The 20,439-nt window shown below is 44.3% G+C and carries 13 protein-coding genes and 2 pseudogenes; 10 read left to right on the forward strand and 5 right to left on the reverse strand.

Going from position 1 to position 20,439, the window contains the following annotated elements:
- Window positions 1-117: 117 nt before the first annotated feature.
- From BQ7489_RS02380 to BQ7489_RS02420, 9 genes and pseudogenes are all read left to right on the forward strand, one after another.
- Window positions 118-1,404 (forward strand): histidine-type phosphatase, encoded by a 1,287-nt coding sequence (locus BQ7489_RS02380; protein WP_072529893.1) that lies wholly within the window; start codon window positions 118-120, stop codon window positions 1,402-1,404.
- Window positions 1,405-1,583: 179 nt separating this feature from the next.
- Complete coding sequence (locus tag BQ7489_RS02385; protein WP_072531994.1) at window positions 1,584-4,235, forward strand: TonB-dependent receptor; 2,652 nt, start codon at window positions 1,584-1,586, stop codon at window positions 4,233-4,235.
- Window positions 4,236-4,287: 52 nt separating this feature from the next.
- Entirely contained in the window at window positions 4,288-5,667 is a 1,380-nt protein-coding gene (locus BQ7489_RS02390; RefSeq protein ID WP_072529894.1) for a hypothetical protein, read from the forward strand.
- Window positions 5,668-5,914: 247 nt separating this feature from the next.
- Window positions 5,915-6,815 (forward strand): annotated as a pseudogene (locus tag BQ7489_RS02395) (metallophosphoesterase).
- 559 nt (window positions 6,816-7,374) lie between these two features.
- Window positions 7,375-8,886: an acetyl-CoA carboxylase biotin carboxylase subunit gene (gene accC / locus BQ7489_RS02400; RefSeq protein ID WP_072529895.1), complete on the forward strand. Its 1,512-nt coding sequence runs from the start codon at window positions 7,375-7,377 to the stop codon at window positions 8,884-8,886.
- Window positions 8,887-8,906: 20 nt separating this feature from the next.
- On the forward strand, window positions 8,907-9,428 hold the full coding sequence (locus BQ7489_RS02405) for an acyl-CoA carboxylase biotin carboxyl carrier protein subunit (RefSeq protein ID WP_072529896.1): 522 nt from the start codon (window positions 8,907-8,909) through the stop codon (window positions 9,426-9,428).
- Between the two features lie 2 nt (window positions 9,429-9,430).
- The gene (locus tag BQ7489_RS02410; protein ID WP_072531995.1) at window positions 9,431-10,963 is read left to right on the forward strand and encodes an acyl-CoA carboxylase subunit beta; all 1,533 of its coding nucleotides are present in this window, start codon (window positions 9,431-9,433) and stop codon (window positions 10,961-10,963) included.
- 134 nt (window positions 10,964-11,097) lie between these two features.
- Window positions 11,098-11,640 carry a TlpA family protein disulfide reductase gene (locus BQ7489_RS02415; protein WP_072529897.1) on the forward strand — a complete coding sequence of 181 codons (543 nt, stop codon included), beginning with the start codon at window positions 11,098-11,100 and terminating at the stop codon, window positions 11,638-11,640.
- Window positions 11,637-12,455: an N-acetylmuramoyl-L-alanine amidase family protein gene (locus tag BQ7489_RS02420; protein ID WP_072529898.1), complete on the forward strand. Its 819-nt coding sequence runs from the start codon at window positions 11,637-11,639 to the stop codon at window positions 12,453-12,455. The genes BQ7489_RS02415 and BQ7489_RS02420 overlap by 4 nt, the downstream gene beginning before the upstream one ends.
- A gap of 128 nt (window positions 12,456-12,583) precedes the next feature.
- Here the strand turns inward: BQ7489_RS02420 and BQ7489_RS02425 are convergent, their stop codons facing one another.
- From BQ7489_RS02425 to BQ7489_RS02440, 4 genes and pseudogenes are all read right to left on the reverse strand, one after another.
- Window positions 12,584-13,546, reverse strand: coding sequence for a hypothetical protein (locus BQ7489_RS02425; RefSeq protein ID WP_072529899.1), 963 nt, complete (start codon window positions 13,544-13,546; stop codon window positions 12,584-12,586).
- 70 nt (window positions 13,547-13,616) lie between these two features.
- A complete protein-coding gene (gene recA / locus BQ7489_RS02430) occupies window positions 13,617-14,669 on the reverse strand; it encodes a recombinase RecA (protein WP_072529900.1) in 1,053 nt (350 codons plus the stop codon).
- A 9-nt stretch (window positions 14,670-14,678) separates the two neighbouring features.
- Window positions 14,679-15,127 (reverse strand): annotated as a pseudogene (gene bcp, locus BQ7489_RS02435) (thioredoxin-dependent thiol peroxidase).
- Between the two features lie 113 nt (window positions 15,128-15,240).
- Complete coding sequence (locus BQ7489_RS02440; RefSeq protein ID WP_072529901.1) at window positions 15,241-16,434, reverse strand: saccharopine dehydrogenase family protein; 1,194 nt, start codon at window positions 16,432-16,434, stop codon at window positions 15,241-15,243.
- A 144-nt stretch (window positions 16,435-16,578) separates the two neighbouring features.
- On the opposite strand from BQ7489_RS02440, the gene BQ7489_RS02445 reads away from it, so the two are divergent.
- Window positions 16,579-17,364 carry an META domain-containing protein gene (locus tag BQ7489_RS02445; RefSeq protein ID WP_072529902.1) on the forward strand — a complete coding sequence of 262 codons (786 nt, stop codon included), beginning with the start codon at window positions 16,579-16,581 and terminating at the stop codon, window positions 17,362-17,364.
- Between the two features lie 106 nt (window positions 17,365-17,470).
- Here BQ7489_RS02445 and BQ7489_RS02450 read toward each other — a convergent pair whose 3' ends face one another.
- A complete protein-coding gene (locus BQ7489_RS02450; RefSeq protein WP_072529903.1) occupies window positions 17,471-20,230 on the reverse strand; it encodes an outer membrane beta-barrel protein in 2,760 nt (919 codons plus the stop codon).
- Window positions 20,231-20,439 lie beyond the last annotated feature (209 nt).

Below are 20,439 nucleotides of genomic sequence, written 5' to 3' on the forward strand. Positions count from 1 at the left end.
AAAAAGATTGCATTGCTGTTTCATTTTGTGGTAGATGTCCTTTCCATGTCCGTAAAATAAAGACGGATATGGAAAGGATTGTTATTTTTGTACCGCTTGAAAAATAAACTATAAAGGATGAGGAGAATTTTGTTGGTGATATCATGGTTGGGTATGGCCTTTCCGTTGATGGCTCAGAGTGCCCAGGATGAGATCCGTGAAAATCCGGCTTTGGCCGCAGGTAAGTATTATGCCTATCAGGTGCCCGATATTCGCCTGACCCCGGCTCCTGATGGTTATGAACCATTTTATATTTCGGTCTTTGCCCGCCATGGCTCCCGCTATCTCACGAAAGAGAAGAAATATTCGGAACCGTTGGATCTGTTGCTGGAGGCGGATAAGGCAGGTGTATTGACAACCGACGGCAAACGTACGCTGGATATTGTTTCCCGATTGGCAAAAGAAGCGGAGAATAGATACGGGGAGCTTACTCCGAAAGGAGCCCGGCAACATCGGGAGCTGGTGGACCGTATGTTCAGGAACTATCCTCAGGTTTTTAAAGACGGTATCCATATCGATGCCCGTTCTACCTATAAGACGCGTGCCTTTCTTTCCATGGCCGCGGCCTGTATCGAATTGAAGGGATTGGATCCGAAGCTGGACATTACGGCAAACACAAGTGAAGCCGATACTTATTATATGAAATATGAGAATCCCCGGTATGAAGCCATGCATCTGGCAAACATGGATTCCGTCTATCGTGCGGCCGATAGTGTCTATGTACATCCGCAACGTCTGATACATCAGTTGTTCAATGATGAGGCATATGCCAAAGGACATGTCAAGGATCCGGTGAAACTGATGTCCGACCTGTTTGAACTGAACGGAATAAGCCAGAGCAGTTATGACCAGCCGGATTTGTCTTTCCTGTTTACGGATGATGAGCTGTACGATATGTGGCAACGCAATAACTTCGAGTGGTATTATGAGAAAGGAGCTTCTCCGTTAAGCGGTAATTGCATGTACAGGCTGGAGCGTAATCTGCTGGAGAATTTCGTGGCGACGGCCGATACGGTAATTGATTCCGGACGGAACGCTGTTACCCTACGTTACGGACATGATACCAATCTGGCTCCTTTGGCTGTTTTGATGGGGCTTGACAGCCTGCAGGTTTCCACATCCGATTGGCGGAAGATTGCCGATACTTACCGTACGTATCGCATTATTCCGATGTGTGGGAACGTACAGGTCATTTTTTATAGGAATAAGCGAAATAAAAAGGATATATTGGTAAAAGTTTTGTTGAACGAGCGTGAAGTTACTCTTCCGCTGGACGGCCGTGAGGCTCCCTACTATCGTTGGAATAGTGTTAAGAATTATTGGACAAGGACGGTAGGTTCGATAGAACTTCCGCTTCTACATTAAAATGGTGTGATTTGTATAGTTGTGATCTGCAAGGCGTTGGGTTAAACGTGTTGCAGATTTTTTTTGTCCTGCCCCGGTATGTGTGTAACTTTATTGTAACGGACGTGCAACGAACACGCAACAGACATGCAATGAACATGAAAAGCGATAGGTCTACTTTTGCGGCAAATAAAAAAGAAATGAAATCGAAATTGGTATTAGGTGCGTGTCTGTTGGCGTCGATCCACGCTCAGGCATGGGATTTGAAAGGAAGAATTAAGGATGCACAGACTGGGGAGGAGATTATCGGTGCATCGGTACAGGTAAAGGAGGAGCCTGGAAAGGGGGCCGTTACCGGTCTGGATGGTAGCTTCAACCTTTCGGTGGGCAGGAGTAAGTATACATTGGTATGCTCTTATGTGGGATATCAGAAAATGGAGATAAAAGTGGATGCTGCCCATAAGGATATTGAAATCCCGATGAAGACGGATGATGTGGAGCTGGCCGGTATTACGGTCGTCGCCAATAACCCGGGACGGACGGAAGCGGGAGCCCGAGGTATCGAAAAACAGTCTATGAATGTGGTGAATGTGATGAGTGCCAAGGCTATTGAACTTTCGCCGGATATTACGGTTGCGAATGTAATTCAGCGCATGTCGGGTGTGACGGTAGAGCGTAACAGTAGCGGTGAAGGACAATATGCTATTCTCCGTGGTATGGATAAACGCTATAATTATACATTGGTGAACGGGGTAAAGATTCCGAGCCCCGACAACAAGAACCGTTTTGTTCCTTTGGATATATTCCCTTCAGAAATGTTGGACCGTCTTGAAGTGACAAAATCACTTACGGCGAATATGGAAGGCGACGGTATAGGTGGAGCTGTCAATCTGGTCATGAAGGATGCGCCTTCGCAACGCCAGTTTACAGCAAATATCTCTACCGGTTACAACGCGATGTATTTCGACCGTGACTTCCAGTCGTTCGGTTACGGTGATATAGCAAAGAAATCACCGTATGAAGCGATGGGGAAACCTGAAGACTATAAAGTGACGATGGATAACTTCAAGATGTCAAATCTTCACATGAGCTGGAAGAGGCCGTTACCCGACCTGACGGCCGGGATTTCTTACGGTGACCGTTTTTTTGATGATAAGTTGGGCGTAATGCTGGCCGGAAGCTTCCTGAATACTTACCGGGGCAAGGAAAGTCAGATTTATTACCAGCCGGGTACGAGCCATAATGGTATAGAGTACCGTAACTATTCTTCCCAGCAGACCCGGATAGGAACTCACCTGAAACTTGATTATCAGATAAACCAGAACCATAAGTTGACATGGTATAACGGATATATGGATATGAGTGAGGCTGAAGTACGTGACGGTGAAGATGATAAAGAGCGCCAGATCCGTATGAAGTGGAATCATCAGTACATCATCAATTCTACATTGAAGGGGGAACACCAGTTTATGGATAGCGGTGATTTTCATATGAACTGGTCAGCCGTGGTTTCGAAAGCATACAGTGAGACGCCGGACAATACCGAAATCTATATGCAGGGATCGCATATCCAGACTTCGGGTGCGGCAACCCGCCGTTGGGAGCATAATTCCGATAGGGATCTTGCCGGTTACATCGACTTTATGTACAAGCTCCGTCTAGGTAACGGTTCGGTTTTCGATTTCTCTGCGGGAGGTATGTACCGTGACAAGAAGCGTGATAGCTTCTTTAATGAATATACATTCGATTCGGCTACAGGAAGTAAAGATCCTCAGTATGAAGGGGAGGACTGGAACAATTTTGATGAGATTCTTCTTACTCCGCGTGCTTACGGCAATATAGGTGACCCATTGAATTATGATGCAACCGAGAAGATTGGAGCCGGATATGGAATGGTGAAGTATACCAGAGGAAAATGGGAACTGATAGCCGGTGTCCGGGTGGAACATACCAACCAGGGATATGTATTGAAGTTTGCCCGTGACGAAGATCCAGAGGGCAATCAGAAATATACCGATGTATTGCCGAGTTTTCATGTGAAGTATGCCGTGCATAACAATTCGAATCTCCGTTTTTCGTATGCTCGTTCCATCAATCGTCCTAGTTTCTTTGAAATAGTTCCTTATAGCATTATCAATGAGGATTACAAGGAAAAAGGTAACCCTGATTTGAAACATACGATAGCCGATAATGTGGATATCCGTTATGAGCTTTTCCCTCGTTCGTCAGAACAGCTTATGGTCGGTGTCTTCTATAAACGTCTGCAGAACCCGATCGAGTACGGGCTGATCAATGAAGGTCAGGATACGTATTACAAGCCGATGAATTTCGGTAATGCCAGTAATCTGGGTGCCGAAATTGATGTGATGAAATATTTCAAATGGTTCGGTATCAAGGCCAACTATACATATACTCATTCCAGAATAACGACCGATAAACGTCTGATGAACGGTTCGGAAGTGACTTCTAGAAGACAATCCCGTCCCTTGTTCGGCCAGGCGGCCCATGTGGCCAATCTCTCACTTCTGTTTAAAGATACCAGGCACGGATGGGAAGGGCAGTTGGCCGGAAGTTATACGGGTAAGCGTTTGAGTGATATTTCCAATTGGTATGATGATGATATCTGGGAAGACGGATATTTTCAGTTGGATGCTTCCGTAGAGAAAAGTTGGAAAAACGGTATCAGTGTCTTTGCGAAGGCTTCCAATTTGCTGGACATACCTTTGCTCCGGTTTATCCAAAGCGGTCCCCATACCGAGAGCGTCGATTCCGACCGTCATAACGGAAATGTGATAGAGCGTAAGGAATGGCATGGCCAGTCGTTCATGTTGGGTATCCGATATAAATTGTGATTGGATAAGGATGATAAATATAATATAGTAAAAATCAATTAACCAAGTTCTTATGAAATTTAATTCGTTTTTAGTAGGTGCGGCTTTAATGTCAATGACATTGATGTCTTGTAGTGATGACGACACTGTAAACAATGGGGGTAATACAGATGAAGGGAATGGTAATGTAACCGAAGAATCTGTTTCAGGTGAAGTCGAAGGAGTCTGGGAAGCTAATTCTATCGTGAAAGTCAGTGGACATCTGGTTGTTCCGGAAGGAAAATCCTTGACAATTAAAGAAGGCGTCCAGGTCATTTTCGACGATAAAGGTGTAGGTGTCAATCATGTGCCTATTGAATTTACCGTGAACGGAAACCTGTATTGTGAAGGTACGGCTGAAAATCCTATTCTGATGTCGGTGGATGAGGCCGAACGTACTGAGAATAATATCTTTGCCGGATTGTGGGGAGGTATCGTAGCTTCCGAGTCGTGTAAGGAAATGCTGATTGACCACACCATTATCGAATATACCGGTGGACAGGTCATTGAGGGCTCTCCAGCCGCTACAAACGGTGTTTATACGGCAGGTGATGACGCTTATCCTCAGATTACGACTAATAATATCAACGGAAATTATGTAATTACTAATTCTATTTTGCGTAACGGTTGGTCGGACGGAATCTATTTGATGGGTGGAAATGCCATCATTGCCAACAATATCTTTGCTGCCAACGGTTATGACGGTGCGGAGGCTGTAAACGTAAAGGCCGGATGTACGGTTGATGTAGCCGGTAACATTATGTTCAGCCCGAATACAAACGGTCTGAAACTTTCCAGTTCCGGACAGAGTGAAACACGTGGCCAGGCCAAGGTTCAGGCATATAACAATACGATCATCAATGCCGGATGGCGTCGTGACGGTGAAAAAGGCGGTTGTGTATACGTAGAAAAGAATGCTTTGGTCAATGTAATAAACAACCTGATGGTAAATTGTAAGTTCAGAGCCATGACTCCCAGTTATACTATTCCGAACGATCCGGAGGAAGGATATGATTCAAAATCGGTCATCGATTACAATTTCTACGCTTCGGGTAATCAGAAAAGTGATATCATCTTTACGGAAGATAGCGGTGTAGCATATGCATGGGAAGGTTATAACTATAACCACGAAGATTATTATAACGGAGTGGTAGATGCACATAGTGTGATTGCTACAGAGAACAATCTGGAGGATCCGAAATTCGTGAACTTTGATGTCAACGGTGTTGGCCTTACAGAGTATGTATATAATGATGGATGGGATTTCCATGTAGAGGATGGCTCTTCGGTCTTGGCCGGAACTTATCCAGGCTCTGATATTGTCCCTTATTTTGCTGGTGGCCTGACTGTTAATGGCAAGTCCTATCAGTCTCCGGCTATAGCCGATTATTTCGGTGCTTACGGAACTAAATAATCAAGACTCCCTAATACACAATTTTATATATTTTAAAGCCCGGCCTGGATCTTTTTAGTGTCGGGCTTTTCTTTGGGGGGCGGGGGTGTCTGTTTTTTGTGGATTGCTTGTAGATAGATGCTTTTCAGATTTTTTTCAGCTTCGGTATGCATCTTTGTTCCATAATTACTGACTTTAATATTTATCAATTAATAAATATAATTTTATGTTTTCAACTAAAAGATCTTTTTTTGCCTTCTTGTTGGCAATGGTTTCTATCTTTTCATTTGCTCAAACTCCTGAGGTATGGAAGACGCTGGAGAAACCTTTGAATTTTTTTTCTGGCAAATGATTTGGGCCGTAACGGTTATTATGATCAGAAGCCTATTGCGGAATTGATGGGAAATATGGCCGAGAATGTAGATGTGGAATGTGTGGTTGCGGCCGGTGATGTACATCATTTTGAAGGTGTACGTAGTATAAACGATCCTCTTTGGATGACCAATTTTGAATTGATATATGCTCATCCGGAACTGATGATTCCCTGGTATCCGGTTCTTGGCAATCATGAGTATCGAGGTAATACCCAGGCGGTATTGGACTATGCAGATGTGAGTGCCCGCTGGGAGATGCCTGCCCGCTATTATACGAAGGTGCTGGAAAATGATGGGATTACGGTACGTCTGGTAATGGTTGATACAGCCCCTTTGCTCGACAAGTATCGTGAAGATACAGAAAAATATCCTGATGCCTGCAAGCAGGATATGGACCGGCAGCTTGCTTGGATCGATTCAGTCCTTACTTCTTCCAAGGAAGATTGGGTATTGGTGGTGGGGCATCACCCTATCTATGCGGAAACATCAAAGGAAGATGCCGAACGAGTTGATCTGCAGAAACGTCTGGATACAATCTTGCGTAAGCATAAGGTAGACATGTATCTGTGTGGACATATCCATAATTTCCAATATATCCGTAAGCCGGGAAGTGATATCGATTATGTCGTCAATTCGTCTGGTTCGTTGAGCCGTGATGTAAAACCGGTTGACGGAACCGTATTCTGTAGCGGTGAAACCGGTTTTTCATTGATTGCGGCTGATAAGAAGGTGCTGAATCTTCATATGATCAATAAGGAAGGCAAGGTACTTTATACGGTAACGCGTAAAAAATGACCGGATTTGCTCCGGATTTTCTGTTTGGACTTTGATCCGTTGGCATAATATGTACTACCATAGATAGAGTATGGCAGGGAGCAGGCAGAGATGGAAGATTGTTTTTCCTTTTTTGTCTGCTCCTTTGTTTTTTGTATCCAATTGTTTTTTCAGACCGGAATATTCAGCAAGGTTTGTTCTGCTTTTCATTAGTCTTATTCTATAAATAGTTTCCAAATAGTTTCCGTTAGTTTTTATAAAGCATATAGAAGTTGTCTTCCTGTATCATCAATGTGTTTATATATCGGGCGTAGGGTAGTGTGTAGTTTACATTTTGCCAACTGGACTTTGCTTTTTTGATAGATGGATAATTTGTAAGGATACTTTTTTTCTTTTTGATGCAAAATTATGTTGTGCAACCTAAAAAAACGCCCATTGTAGAAGTTTATCGGTTTTTTTTTCCTACTTTTGCACAGTTTAAAGTTTCTTGTGTAAAAAAGAAAATGTCAGTAGGACTGGCCTGGCTGTATGAGTGTGGCCGGAAATAAATCTTTAGAAGACAATAATTAAAACATAAAGCATGATACAAAAAGTATTGATCGCTAATCGTGGTGAAATTGCTGTGCGTGTAATGCGCTCCTGTCGTGAAATGGGAATCCGTACGGTAGCAGTATTTTCCGAGGCCGACAGAACGGCACGTCACGTACTTTATGCTGATGAAGCTTGCTTGATTGGACCGGCGGCATCACGTGAGAGTTATCTGAATATCGATAAAATCATTATGGCTGCCAAACGTCATGGGGCTGATGCAATCCATCCGGGATATGGCTTCTTGTCTGAGAATTCTGAGTTTGCGCGCCGTTGCCGTGAGGAAGGGATTATCTTTATCGGTCCGGATCCTGAAACGATGGATGCGATGGGAGACAAAATTTCTGCACGTAAACATATGATAGCGGCCGGAGTTCCTGTAGTTCCCGGAACGGAAAAACCATTGAGCAGTGTTGAGGAAGCGAAAGAAATCTGTAACCAGATCGGTTATCCGGTCATGCTGAAGGCTTCTATGGGAGGTGGCGGTAAAGGTATGCGCCTGATTCATAATGTGGATGAAGTCGAAGAAGCATACAATACGGCACGTTCGGAGTCTATGTCATCATTCGGTGATGATACGGTTTATCTGGAAAAATTTGTGGAAGAGCCGCATCACATTGAATTCCAGATTCTGGGAGACAATTATGGCAATGCCGTACATCTGTTTGAACGTGAATGTTCTATCCAGCGCCGTAACCAGAAGATCGTGGAAGAGACTCCTTCTCCTTTTATGACTCCTGAACTTCGTCAGAAAATGGGTGAAGCTGCGGTTGCTGCGGCAAAGGCCGTACATTATAAAGGTGCCGGAACTATTGAATTTCTGGTCGACAAGCATCGTAACTTCTATTTCCTGGAAATGAATACCCGTCTGCAGGTTGAACATCCTATTACAGAAGAAGTGGTGGGAGTTGACCTGGTTAAGGAACAGTTGCGTGTGGCAAGCGGTGAACCTTTACATTTCAAGCAGGAAGATCTGAAGCAGCGTGGTCATGCTATTGAATGTCGAATTTGTGCCGAAGACTCTGAAAACAACTTCATGCCGTCACCGGGTGTTATACGCCAATTGATGGAACCGAACGGTATCGGTGTACGTATCGACAGTTATGTATATGAAAGTTACGAGATTCCTATCTATTATGATCCGATGATCGGTAAACTGATTGTATGGGCAACAACCCGTGAGTTTGCTATTGAGCGTATGCGCCGTGTCTTGTATGAATACAAGATTACAGGTTTGAAAACCAATATCAGCTACCTGCGTCATATTATGAATGTACCTGATTTTGTAGAAGGACATTACAATACTTTGTTTATACCGAAACATCAGGACATGTTACGTGAATGGGCTGGGAAGAAGGAGGAAGATACTGAAAATATTGCCATGATTGCTGCATATATCGATTATCTGATGAATCTGGAGGAAAATAAATCGAATTCAACCGATAACCGTCCTATCAGCCGTTGGCGTGAGTTCGGCCTGAAGAAAGGTGTATTGCGTATCTGATAAATAAGGAAAGAAAAATTATGGAAATACATATTGGAAACAGAGTTGCGGATATCTCTTTGGTAAGTAAGGAGGGCAACAAGGTACAATTGACAATTGACGGAGTTCCTTACGATGTGGATATTGTAATGGCTGAAAATGGTAGTTGTTCTATTTTGCATGAGGGTAAGTCGTATAATGCGGAACTGATTCGTAAGGAAGGTGGAAAAAGCTATACGGTGAATGCCCATTATCAGTCGTATAACATTGATATCATTGATTCGCAGGCCAAGTATCTGCGTATGCGTAAAGGTAATGATGAGAAGCAGTCGGACAAGATTATTTCTCCTATGCCGGGTAAGGTAGTCAAGATACCGGTTAGGGTGGGCGACCGTCTGGAATCCGGTGATATCGTAGTTGTTATCGAGGCTATGAAGATGCAGAGCAACTATAAGGTAAACAGTCCTTGCATTGTTAAAGATATTCTGGTGAATGAAGGTGATTCGGTAAACAGCAATCAGGTTATCATGACACTGGATGTAATTAAAGAAGACGATAAATGATTATGACAACAGCAGAACAATATAAAAATTTCGAGGAACTTGACAAACAGGCTTCTCAGGGTGGCGGTGTAGAACGTGTGGAAAGACAGCATGCCAACGGTCACATGACGGCCCGCGAACGTATCGACATGTTGCTGGATAAAGGTACGTTCAATGAAATAGATAAGTTTGTAATCCATCATTGTACGGACTTTGGTATTGACAAAAGCCATATTCCCGGTGATGGAATAGTATGTGGCTATGGTAAAATCGATGGCCGTCTGGTTTATGTATATGCTTACGATTTTACGGTTTATGGAGGTACGTTAAGCGTAACTGGTGCCCAGAAGATTGTAAAGGTACAGCAGTTGGCATTGAAGAACGGTGCTCCCGTCATAGCCTTGAATGATTCGGGAGGTGCCCGTATTCAGGAAGGTGTGGGCAGTATTTCGGGTTACGCATCTATTTTTTACCAGAATACGATTGCTTCAGGAGTTATACCACAGATTTCGGCTATTTTGGGTCCTTGTGCCGGTGGTGCCTGTTATTCTCCGGCTTTGACTGACTTCATCTTTATGGTGAAGGAAAAAAGCCATATGTTCATAACCGGTCCGGATGTAGTGAAGGCTGTGACTCATGAGGAGGTTGATAAGGAAGAACTGGGTGGTGCTTATACACACAGTAGTAAGAGTGGAGTCACTCATTTCTTGTGTGATACCGAGGAGGAAACTCTCATGAGTATCCGTGAACTGTTGAGTTTCCTTCCTTCCAATAATATGGAAGACGCTCCAATGATTCCTTGTACAGACGATGTCCGTCGTGTGGAAGAATCTTTGATGACTGTTATCCCGGACGATCCTAACATGCCGTATGATATCAAGAACATCATTGAACCGGTGGTAGATAACCACTATTTCTTTGAAATCATGCCGCATTTTGCCAAGAATATCGTTATCGGTTTTGCACGTTTGGGAGGACGTTCGGTAGGTATCGTGGCTAATCAACCGGCTTATCTGGCAGGTGTGTTGGATATCGATGCGTCCGATAAGGCTTCCCGTTTCATCCGTTTCTGTGACTGTTTCAATATTCCTATCGTGACGTTTGAAGATGTGCCTGGCTTCCTTCCGGGATGTACTCAGGAGCATAACGGTATTATCCGTCACGGTGCGAAAATCGTATATGCATATGCCGAGGCTACAGTACCTAAAATTACTGTTATTACCCGTAAGGCTTATGGAGGTGCCTATATTGTAATGAACAGCAAACCTATCGGTGCCGATGTGAACTTCTCTTATCCGACAGCCGAGATTGCCGTAATGGGTGCCGATGGTGCAGTCAATATCCTGTACCGTAAAGCTACTCCCGAAGAAAAGGCAAAGGCTGTTGAAGAATATAAGGAAAAATTCTCGAATCCTTATCGTGCGGCCGAGCAGGGATATATCGATGAGATCATTCTTCCGAAGGATACACGCTATAAACTGATCCAGGCATTGGAAATGACACAGAACAAGAGCGTAAGTAATCCGCCTAAGAAACATGGAAATATGCCGTTGTAATCAAAGGCAATTATTATATGGCGCATATGGAACGCACTGTCATGATTTGGAGTGGCGGTGCGTTTTTTTATAAAAAGTTATTCGGTCATATTTTGAAAATTAGTAAGTTTGAATCCTGATAAAAGTTTTGGACTATGAAAAAATGGTGTATGATGATGTTGTTGGCATGTTGTGTGGGATGGGGAAACCTGACTTCCGCATGTGCCCGGCAGTCGGGGGCAGATGCCGCGGGTTATATTGTTAAAGTAGGGGATATGGCTCCTGACTTTGAAATGACGCTGACCGATGGCAGGACAATGAAACTTTCCGACTTGAGGGGGAAAGTAGTGATGTTACAGTTTACCGCCAGCTGGTGTGGAGTATGTCGTAAGGAAATGCCGTTTATAGAAAGTGATATCTGGCAGAAACACAAGGACAATACTTCGTTCGCTTTGTTCGGTATAGATCGTGATGAACCTCTTGAAAAAGTGAAGGCATTTATTGCTCAGACCAAAGTGACTTATCCGATGGGATTGGATCCGGGAGCCGATATCTTTGCCAGATATGCCGAGCGTAACGCCGGTATAACCCGCAATGTGTTGGTCGGCAAGGATGGCAGGATTGTGATGATGACCCGTCTGTATAACGAGGAGGAGTTTGCAGCATTATGTAAAAAGATTGATGAGCTGTTGAAATGAAAAAGGTAAAGATCTTATTGTTGCTGCTTGTTTGTCTGCTGGTTTCTCCAGGTTTTGCCAGAAAAAAGAAAGGGAATTATGAGCCTTTGTTCGGTAAGGCTTATGCTTCCTATTCCGTCACTTCCAGTAGTCTGAAAGGAGCGGTATTCTATCTGGTAAGCGGACATGGAGGCCCTGATCCGGGTTGTATAGGTAAGTACCATGGGAAGGAGCTCCATGAAGATGAATATGCGTACGATATCATTTTACGTCTGGGCCGTGAGCTGTTGAAGCGGGGAGCAAAAGTTTATTTCATTATTCAGGATGCGAAGGATGGTATCCGTGACGCCGCTGTCTTGAAGAACAGCAAGCGGGAAACCTGTATGGGAGATCCGATTCCATTGGGACAGATTCCCCGTCTGAACCAACGTTGTGAGGCGATAAACAGGTTGTATCGTAAAGATAAGAGCCGTTATAAACGGGCGGTATTTATCCACATTGACAGCCGTGGCAAGAAGGATCAGACCGATGTCTTTTTCTATCATGCTCCGGGTAGCAGGATGGGAAAGCGTCTGGCTCTCCAGTTACAGAAAACTTTTGCTGCAAAATATGATCGGCACCAGCCGGACAGAGGGTTTGATGGAACGGTGAGTGAACGTAATCTGCACGTGTTACGTAACAGTATTCCATATGGTGTATTTCTGGAATTGGGTAATATCCGTAATGCGCGCGACCAGAAACGTCTTGTAATAGCCGATAACCGTCAGGCTTTGGCCAATTGGATTACTGCTGCTATCGAGCAGGATTATAAGAAATCAGCGTCGGGAAAGAAATGATAGATATTTGTCTGTGTAATCGAAAATCCCCCTATTCCGATATTTTGTATATTAGTTGGAATAGGGGGATTTTATATCCTATTTTACAGTCGTTCTGTTGGAATAATTTTTCCAGGTCGTGGGAAAGATTAGAATTTCTGCTGCAATACACTTTTCAGTTTACCGGTAATTTCCGGATTAGGGATATCCGTCCTTCCAGAAAGGATTAGTGCAAAATTCGAAGCCAGAACCGTTTCCGGATTTTCTATATCGTTGGTATTGGCTCCTATTTTATCATACAGACTTTTTACTTCTTCTATCGGATAGATAATGGTATTTCCGTTTTCCTGTATAGGGACCAGCTGTTCATTCAGAGGGACAAGACCGATTTCGATGTAGTCATAGATTTCACCTCCGGAATAAGGACGGCTGGTATATTTGACCATCGTGCATTTTTCGTCTTTACCATTGACCGGTAAGGTTATATAGCTGTCATATCTGGTGACGTCAGGGTCGGATATCCGTTTTTCCATCAGGTCGGACGGGAACAAGATTTCGTGGCCTGTGACTTCAAATCCGATAGTGGCATAGGCTGCTTTCTTGAAATTCATGTCATTACGGGTCAACTGGTGGAACAGTTCTTTGGCTATGGCTGTTTTCAGCTGTGTTTCCGCTCCTGCTTTCAGTATGTTTTCTCCTATGGCAATCCAGTTCTTGCGTGTATAGCTTTCAATTCCACATTCCTCCTCCATAGTAGACTTGACCAGAATTATTTCGTTGGGAAACGAAATGTCCAGTTTCTGTTTTTTGATTGCTGTTTCAATATCTTTGAATGCTTTGTTTACTTTGGCTTTGTCGGCATCTCCCCATGATAAGGTAGAACTCATGGCCAGGGACAATAATTGTGATTTTCTGCCATCCGTTTTTCCTAGACGGGCATTGATATCAAACTGATTCCATCCGTTGGTATAGTCATCAATATCGGTTATGAGCATTTGGGCTTCTGCCTGTGTCGCAAATCTGTATGGAATAGTCTTTTTCGAGGTTTGAGCAAACCCTAATGTTGAGGTCAGGCAGAGTATTGCAGTGAATATAGTATGCGTCAATTTCATAATATTTGGTTTTTGTGTAAAAGCATACAGGTGTAAGCCTGTATGCTTTATTATATGATAGGAGTGTTATTTATTCCTTATCTTTCAAGGCAGCGAAAATCAAGCCTTCCAGTTCATCAGCCAGTTCCGGATTATCCTGGATACATTGTTTGGCAGCATCCCGTCCCTGTCCCAGTTTCGTATCGTTGTAGCTGTACCATGAACCGCTTTTCTTGATGATTCCCAGTTCGGATCCTAAATCGATGATTTCACCGCTGTGTGAAATGCCTTCTCCGAACATGATATCGAATTCTGCCTTGCGGAAAGGAGGAGCCACCTTGTTCTTGACCACTTTTACACGGACCTGGTTACCGATAACCTCTTCACCGTCTTTCAGCTGGGAAGCGCGACGGATATCCAGACGTACCGAAGCGTAGAATTTCAGTGCGTTACCACCGGTTGTCGTTTCCGGATTTCCGAACATGACACCGATCTTTTCACGCAATTGGTTGATGAAGATACAGGTGGTATTTGTCTTGCTGATCGCTGATGTAAGTTTACGTAATGCCTGTGACATCAGACGGGCTTGTAGTCCAACCCGGTTGTCACCCATATCACCTTCTATTTCTGCTTTTGGAGTCAAGGCGGCGACAGAATCGATGACGATGATGTCGATTGCAGATGAACGGATCAGTTGCTCGGCTATTTCCAGAGCCTGTTCTCCATTGTCCGGCTGTGAAATCCATAAATTATCTATATCCACTCCCAGCTTGGCTGCATAGAAACGGTCGAATGCATGTTCGGCATCGATGAAAGCGGCTATGCCTCCTGCTTTCTGGGCTTCAGCAATGGCATGGATTGCCAAGGTTGTCTTACCGGATGATTCTGGACCGTATATTTCGATGATACGTCCTTTAGGATATCCTCCCACACCCAATGCTGCGTTCAAAGCGATAGAGCCGGTCGGGATGACTTCTACTTCCTGTACATGGTCATCACCCATTTTCATGATGGATCCCTTTCCGAAGCTTTTCTCGATTTTATCCATCGCGGCCTGAAGTGCCTTCAGTTTTTCCGCATTATTGGGTTTCGAGGTAGGGGTGTCAATACCTCCTTCGAATTCAAGTTCGTCTTTTTTTGCCATAATCGAATATTACTTTAAAATTTGGGCGGCGTGATTTTGGTCTTTATCTCTTTTGGGGTGATGATCCGTTCGATGACGCCTTCTTCATTGATGATAAAAGTTGTACGGAAAGTACCCATATACTTCCGTCCATACATACTCTTTTCGCCCCATGCCCCGAACTGCTCGGTCAGCTTGTGTTCCGTGTCGGCAATAAGGGTGAATGGGAGTCCGTTCTTTTCAATAAACTTCTGATGTGATTTCTGGTCATTGATGCTGACCCCTATCACTTCATAGCCGGCCTTACGCAATGCTTCATAATTGTCTCTCAGGTTACATGCCTGGGCCGTACATCCGGAAGTCATGTCTTTCGGATAGAAATATAAAACCACTTTCTTTCCTTTATAGTCGCTTAAACGGATTTCTTCTCCTTTTTCGTTCAGTCCCAATATTTCGGGAGCTTTATCTCCTACGTTCATAGTCAGAATGTTTAAAAATTAAGCCGTTATAATACTGGCTTTATAGTAAAAACGGCAGTTATTTCAAAAATTTACTGCCGTCTTTATGTGTTTAAATATTTTTAGCAAATCAATTAAAGTTCAAGATCGCCGTCGAATACTTCATGCCATGGCAATCCGTTCTTGTTCAGTTCATCCATGAATGGATCCGGATCAAAATCTTCCACGTTCCATACCCCCGGGCGTTTCCATAGCCCTTTCAGATACATCATGGCACCGATCATGGCAGGAACTCCGGTAGTATAACTTACTCCCTGCATACCGGTTTCTTCATAAGCTGCATGGTGGGAACAGTTGTTATATACATAATAGGTATGTTCTTTTCCGTCTTTTAATCCGCGGATACGGCAACCGATTGATGTCTCACCGTCGTAATTTTCGCCCAGATCCTGCGGATTCGGCAATACAGCTTTCAGGAATTGCAGCGGAACGATTTCCATACCGTTGTAGTTTATCGGTTCGATACTTGCCATACCGATATCCTGAATTACACGCAAGTGAGTAAGGTATTCTTGTCCGAAAGTCATCCAGAAACGTGCACGCTTGATGGTCGGGAAATTCTTCACCAGTGATTCCAGTTCTTCATGATAGAGCAGATAGGAATCACGCGGTCCGATATTCGGATAAGTCAGATCCTTGTGGATTTCCAGTGGTTTGGTTGTAATCCACTTCCCGTTTTCGTAATAACGTCCGTTCTGAGTGATTTCACGGATATTGATTTCCGGGTTGAAATTGGTGGCAAAGGCTTTATGGTGGTTACCGGCGTTACAGTCAACAATATCCAGGTATTGGATTTCGTCAAAATGGTGTTTGGCTGCGTATGCTGTATATACTCCGCTCACCCCCGGGTCAAATCCGCAGCCTAAAATGGCAGTCAGACCTGCGTCTTCGAAGCGTTTTTTGTATGCCCATTGCCAGCTGTATTCAAAGTGGGCTTCATCTTTCGGTTCGTAGTTGGCTGTGTCCAGATAATTGACTCCTGCTTTCAGACAGGCCTCCATGATAGTCAGATCCTGGTATGGAAGAGCTACATTTATAACGATTTCGGGTTTGAATCCATTGAATAAAGCCACCAGTTCGTCGACATTGTCTGCATCGACTTTTGCAGTCTTGATGTTGGGATTACCGATTGCTTTTACAATCGCGTCGCATTTGGACTGAGTGCGGCTGGCAATCATAATTTCAGTAAAAACTTCGGGGTGTTGAGCCACCTTGTGTGCAACAACGGTTCCTACACCGCCTGCACCGATAATCAATACTTTACTCATTTCTGTCAGTTAATCATTTATGCCCGGTAAACGTTACCGTTCAGTATGCAAAGATAGAAAATTTTCTTAAACTCCATGCAGTATTTGGATTATATCCGTATTTTTGTAATAGACTGATTTATCAAACTAAACTGAAATTAAAGTATGAAGAAGATTTTTTTAGGGGTAGCTGCCATCTGTGCAGGTGCGTTGGTCACATCATGTGGAAGTGGTAAGAAGATAGCCGGGCAGGTTGATCTGTCGGGTGAATGGACCATTACATCGGTCGGCGGTGAAAAGATAGATATTGCTGAGATGCCTTATATAGGATTTGATGTTGCCGGCAAGCGTGTATACGGAAATTCCGGTTGTAACCGGATGTCGGGCGAACTGGATATCGATACGGTTGCCTATGCCGTCAAATTAGGTAATGTGGCTTCGACCCGTATGATGTGTCCTTACATGGATACAGAAACCAAGGTGTTGGATGCTCTGGCAAATGTTGCGGGATATAAGGGAACGGAAGAAGGGGCTGTATTGACCGATGCCGAAGGTAAGGATATCATGTCGTTGGTAAGACGTGAGGCCGTAACCTTTTCATTCAATGATCTGAACGGGAAATGGAATATTGTAGCTGTAGACGGTGTCGCTGTAGGACAGACAGAAGAAGTTCCGTTCCTGGCTTTTGATTTGGCTGCAGGCCGTGTAAACGGGAATGCCGGTTGTAATATCATCAATGGAGATTTCAAACAGGAGGAAGGAAAGTCTAATTCCTTGAAATTCGGACAGATGATTGCTACCATGAAAGCATGTCCGGATATGGAAACCGAACGCCGTATTCTTCAGGCATTGGACAAGGTACGCAGTTTCGGAACGAATCCCGAAGGGGCGTTGGCTTTGCTTGATGAAAACGGAGTAGAGATATTGACGTTAAGCAAGGTGGAAGAGTAAATACTTAGTTCTTTTTTACATACATGATGAAGCTTGCGCCGGGTATAGACCGGTGGCAAGCTTTTTTATTTGCGGAAGCAGCCTCTCCGGTTCGGGCAGGCGGATATTACTGCATCTTGTTGAACCGATATCTGATGGAAACTATAAAATAGCTTCCGAGTTGCCGTTCGTACCGTTCGTAAAATCCTTTGGCAGTACTGCTCCGGTTGATGTTCTTTTGCTGGTTCAGGATATCTGCCCAATAGACGGAAAGTTCGGCCTGGCGCTTTTTCAGGAATTTCCACGAAAGTTTCAGGTTCCATATCAGTTCGTTTTCTTCATTGCCGGAAACTCCGGTCCCGTTTAAAGCCGTGTATGAGGTTTCGGATGTCAGTTGCAAATGTCCCGGCAGAGAAAATGATGCGTCTAGCTGGGCTGTATAGGTGCGGTTGTAGGTATTGCCTCCGTAAAGGGAATTTTTGGACTGGTCGAAATTCCATTCTCCCGTAAGGTCTATATTTCCCCATGCGGGAAGGTATGAAACCGATATGCGTGTATTGATGTTGGAGGCACGGGTTATACTCCGTTCCAGCGTTTCGTTTCCGTTTTCATTGATGAGGCTGGCATCGTGGCGATAATTCCCGGAGCCGTTGAACTGCATCTTGAACTGTTTTATCTGTTTCTCATAACTGGCATTTCCTTGCAGGCTCCAATTGCCGTTGAGGTTCACAGGGTATGTAACGGTTCCTCCTGTTTCCGGATCATAGATAGTGGCATAGGTTATCTGGTTGATTGTCGGATTGGCCGAAATATAGGCCGAAAAACCTTTATTATAGTTCGAAAAAAGGATATTGAAGTATTGTTGGAATGACGGTTTCAGGTTAGGGTTACTTTTCCGGATATAGAGAGGTGAATTATAGCTGGTTGGGGCAAGCAGGTCCTGCAGCGAGGGCTGGTACGTGCTTCCGTAATATGAAAATTCAATCTGATAGTCATTCTTGTTGTATGATAAGTTGAAGGAAGGTTTCCATTCCGTCGAGTAAGCCGTGGTGTCTGTTCCGGCATGACGGTTGTTCTGTTGCAGTGATCTCCGCTGCGGCTGTATGTTCAGTTCGGCTCTGGCATTCCAGTATTCTCCTTCGTAATTGAAGGAAATGCCTATCTGATGTCCGGTTGTATGTCCTATTTGCCGGTTGCTCAGGCTGTCGCAATATCCCGATTCATAACCCTCCGGAAGTTGCCCGAACGGCAATTCTCCGTTTGCCCATGCCGAAAGGTCGTAAGTGTTCTGTTCCTGTCTTTCCCTGGTAAGGTTAAGGGCATAGGCAAGCTGCATATGTATCTTGTCACTGAAGGCTTGTGTATATGCAAGCTTCAGTTCATTGTTTATTGAAACGTTCGGCTGGTACTGGTATTGGTTCTGTCGTGCGATGGAATCTGTTCCGGCACTGCTTTTCTTCTGGTAAAGGGTGGTCTGTGAGAGGCTGTAGTCTTTCGTATCTTGCCGGTTGAGGCTGGAATTGGCCGTGATGCTGATATTGTTTCCTTTTTCATTCAACTTGCGTACCAGGTTTGCACTGACATTATAATCCAGTGATTCCATCCGGTTGGATGTCTGCTGCTCGTTCTTGTTTATCCTGTTTGACCGGTCGGTCTTGTCAAAACCCTCGAACGGGTGTTGCAGTGACAGTTCCGGATTGACATCAAATCCGGCAGAGAGTGAATTGTTCCGGTTGTCCGATGATCCCAATCCGAAACCTCCCGATATGAACAAGGTAGTCGATTTGTCTATTTCCCAGTGGAAGCTGCTTGCCCCGCGCAGATAGTTGTGTTTGTTGATGATGTTCCTTTCAGATATGTTGTACTGGTTCCGGCTGGTAAGATATTGTTCGTTACGGGCCGATGATTCCGATCCTTGTTTGTAGTTTGAGAAGTTGACGTTGGCCGAAAGGTTCATGCCTTCTTTCAGTTCCCGGGTGATATTGCCGTTGATGTTATTGGCTATATTTCCTTTGTACATGCTGCGGAAATGACGGTTGGTCGAATTGGCCAGTATTCCAAAATTGTCCCCTCCTTCATCGAATCTGAATATCTGGCCTGCGATGTTCCGTTTCCTTTTGTTTCCGTATCCGGCTTCCACATTGGCCATGGTTGTAGAATTCATTTCTTCTTTGGTCTGTATGTCAAGGACATAATTTTTTGCGCTGCTCTTGACACCCGTAGCTTCCTCTTCTTCGGTCGTCTTGTCGAATACCCTTATTCTCGAAAGGAAGCTGACCGGTAGATTCTCCAGCGCCACGGCATTGTTTCCCTGGAAGAAGGCCTTTCCGTTTACCGTAATTTCATTGATGGAATTGCCGTTATAGGTAATGGTATGGTCTTTCGGATTGTAGGACAGTCCCGGAACCCGACGGATCAGAGCTTCCAGGTAACTTCCTTCCGGAAGCTTGTAGGCCGATACATTATATATAATAGTATCAGCTCTCTGTTCCGTTGCCTTGACGGGGGCGGTCACTACAATTTCCTTCAGTTGCAGGGCATCGTCTTTCAGTTGCAATGTTCCCAATGAAACGGAATCCGTATCGGCTGTGAAACTCTGGTAATAGGTGGTGCAGCCGGTGTAGGACACTTTGATTACGTATCTGTTTCCTGTACTGGGGGCTGTCTTGAGTTCGAAATCTCCATTGCCGGTGCTGATACAGCCTTTCAGAAAGGTCGAGTCGGGCAGGACGAACAGGGAAATGTTGGCATAAGGAAGAGGTTGTACCGTATTGCTTATGTCAATGGAAGTTACTCGTCCGCTTACTGTCAGTTTCTGTGCCTGCAACAGGCACGGAAGGACCGACAACAGGCATATCAGCAGTATGGTTATTTTCTCTGTCTTCATGGCTATGGTTCCGATGCAAAGTTAAGAATAAACTTGAATCTGTTGTCCATTGTTGTCGGTATCTTCAGGAGACGGAAACGATTCTGTCATTTTATCTATCTGTTTAAGGTATGTTACAGGCTTTTTCTGATTCTTTTGTCATGCTTCGCTGTCAAAATGTCGGTTTGTTTCAAGAAAAGAACACTAGTTTCTTTTGGCATGCCATTTGT

It is taken from the genome of Bacteroides ilei (genome assembly GCF_900128495.1).
In the GTDB taxonomy this organism is placed as follows: domain Bacteria; phylum Bacteroidota; class Bacteroidia; order Bacteroidales; family Bacteroidaceae; genus Phocaeicola; species Phocaeicola ilei.

Bases quoted from the DNA above. Each gene is read 5' to 3' on its own strand.
- BQ7489_RS02380 (WP_072529893.1), top strand. From the start codon at position 118: ATGAGGAGAATTTTGTTGGTGATATCATGGTTGGGTATGGCCTTTCCG.
- BQ7489_RS02385 (WP_072531994.1), top strand. From the start codon at position 1,584: ATGAAATCGAAATTGGTATTAGGTGCGTGTCTGTTGGCGTCGATCCAC.
- BQ7489_RS02390 (WP_072529894.1), top strand. From the start codon at position 4,288: ATGAAATTTAATTCGTTTTTAGTAGGTGCGGCTTTAATGTCAATGACA.
- accC (WP_072529895.1), top strand. From the start codon at position 7,375: ATGATACAAAAAGTATTGATCGCTAATCGTGGTGAAATTGCTGTGCGT.
- BQ7489_RS02405 (WP_072529896.1), top strand. From the start codon at position 8,907: ATGGAAATACATATTGGAAACAGAGTTGCGGATATCTCTTTGGTAAGT.
- BQ7489_RS02410 (WP_072531995.1), top strand. From the start codon at position 9,431: ATGACAACAGCAGAACAATATAAAAATTTCGAGGAACTTGACAAACAG.
- BQ7489_RS02415 (WP_072529897.1), top strand. From the start codon at position 11,098: ATGAAAAAATGGTGTATGATGATGTTGTTGGCATGTTGTGTGGGATGG.
- BQ7489_RS02420 (WP_072529898.1), top strand. From the start codon at position 11,637: ATGAAAAAGGTAAAGATCTTATTGTTGCTGCTTGTTTGTCTGCTGGTT.
- BQ7489_RS02425 (WP_072529899.1), bottom strand. From the start codon at position 13,546: ATGAAATTGACGCATACTATATTCACTGCAATACTCTGCCTGACCTCA.
- recA (WP_072529900.1), bottom strand. From the start codon at position 14,669: ATGGCAAAAAAAGACGAACTTGAATTCGAAGGAGGTATTGACACCCCT.
- BQ7489_RS02440 (WP_072529901.1), bottom strand. From the start codon at position 16,434: ATGAGTAAAGTATTGATTATCGGTGCAGGCGGTGTAGGAACCGTTGTT.
- BQ7489_RS02445 (WP_072529902.1), top strand. From the start codon at position 16,579: ATGAAGAAGATTTTTTTAGGGGTAGCTGCCATCTGTGCAGGTGCGTTG.
- BQ7489_RS02450 (WP_072529903.1), bottom strand. From the start codon at position 20,230: ATGAAGACAGAGAAAATAACCATACTGCTGATATGCCTGTTGTCGGTC.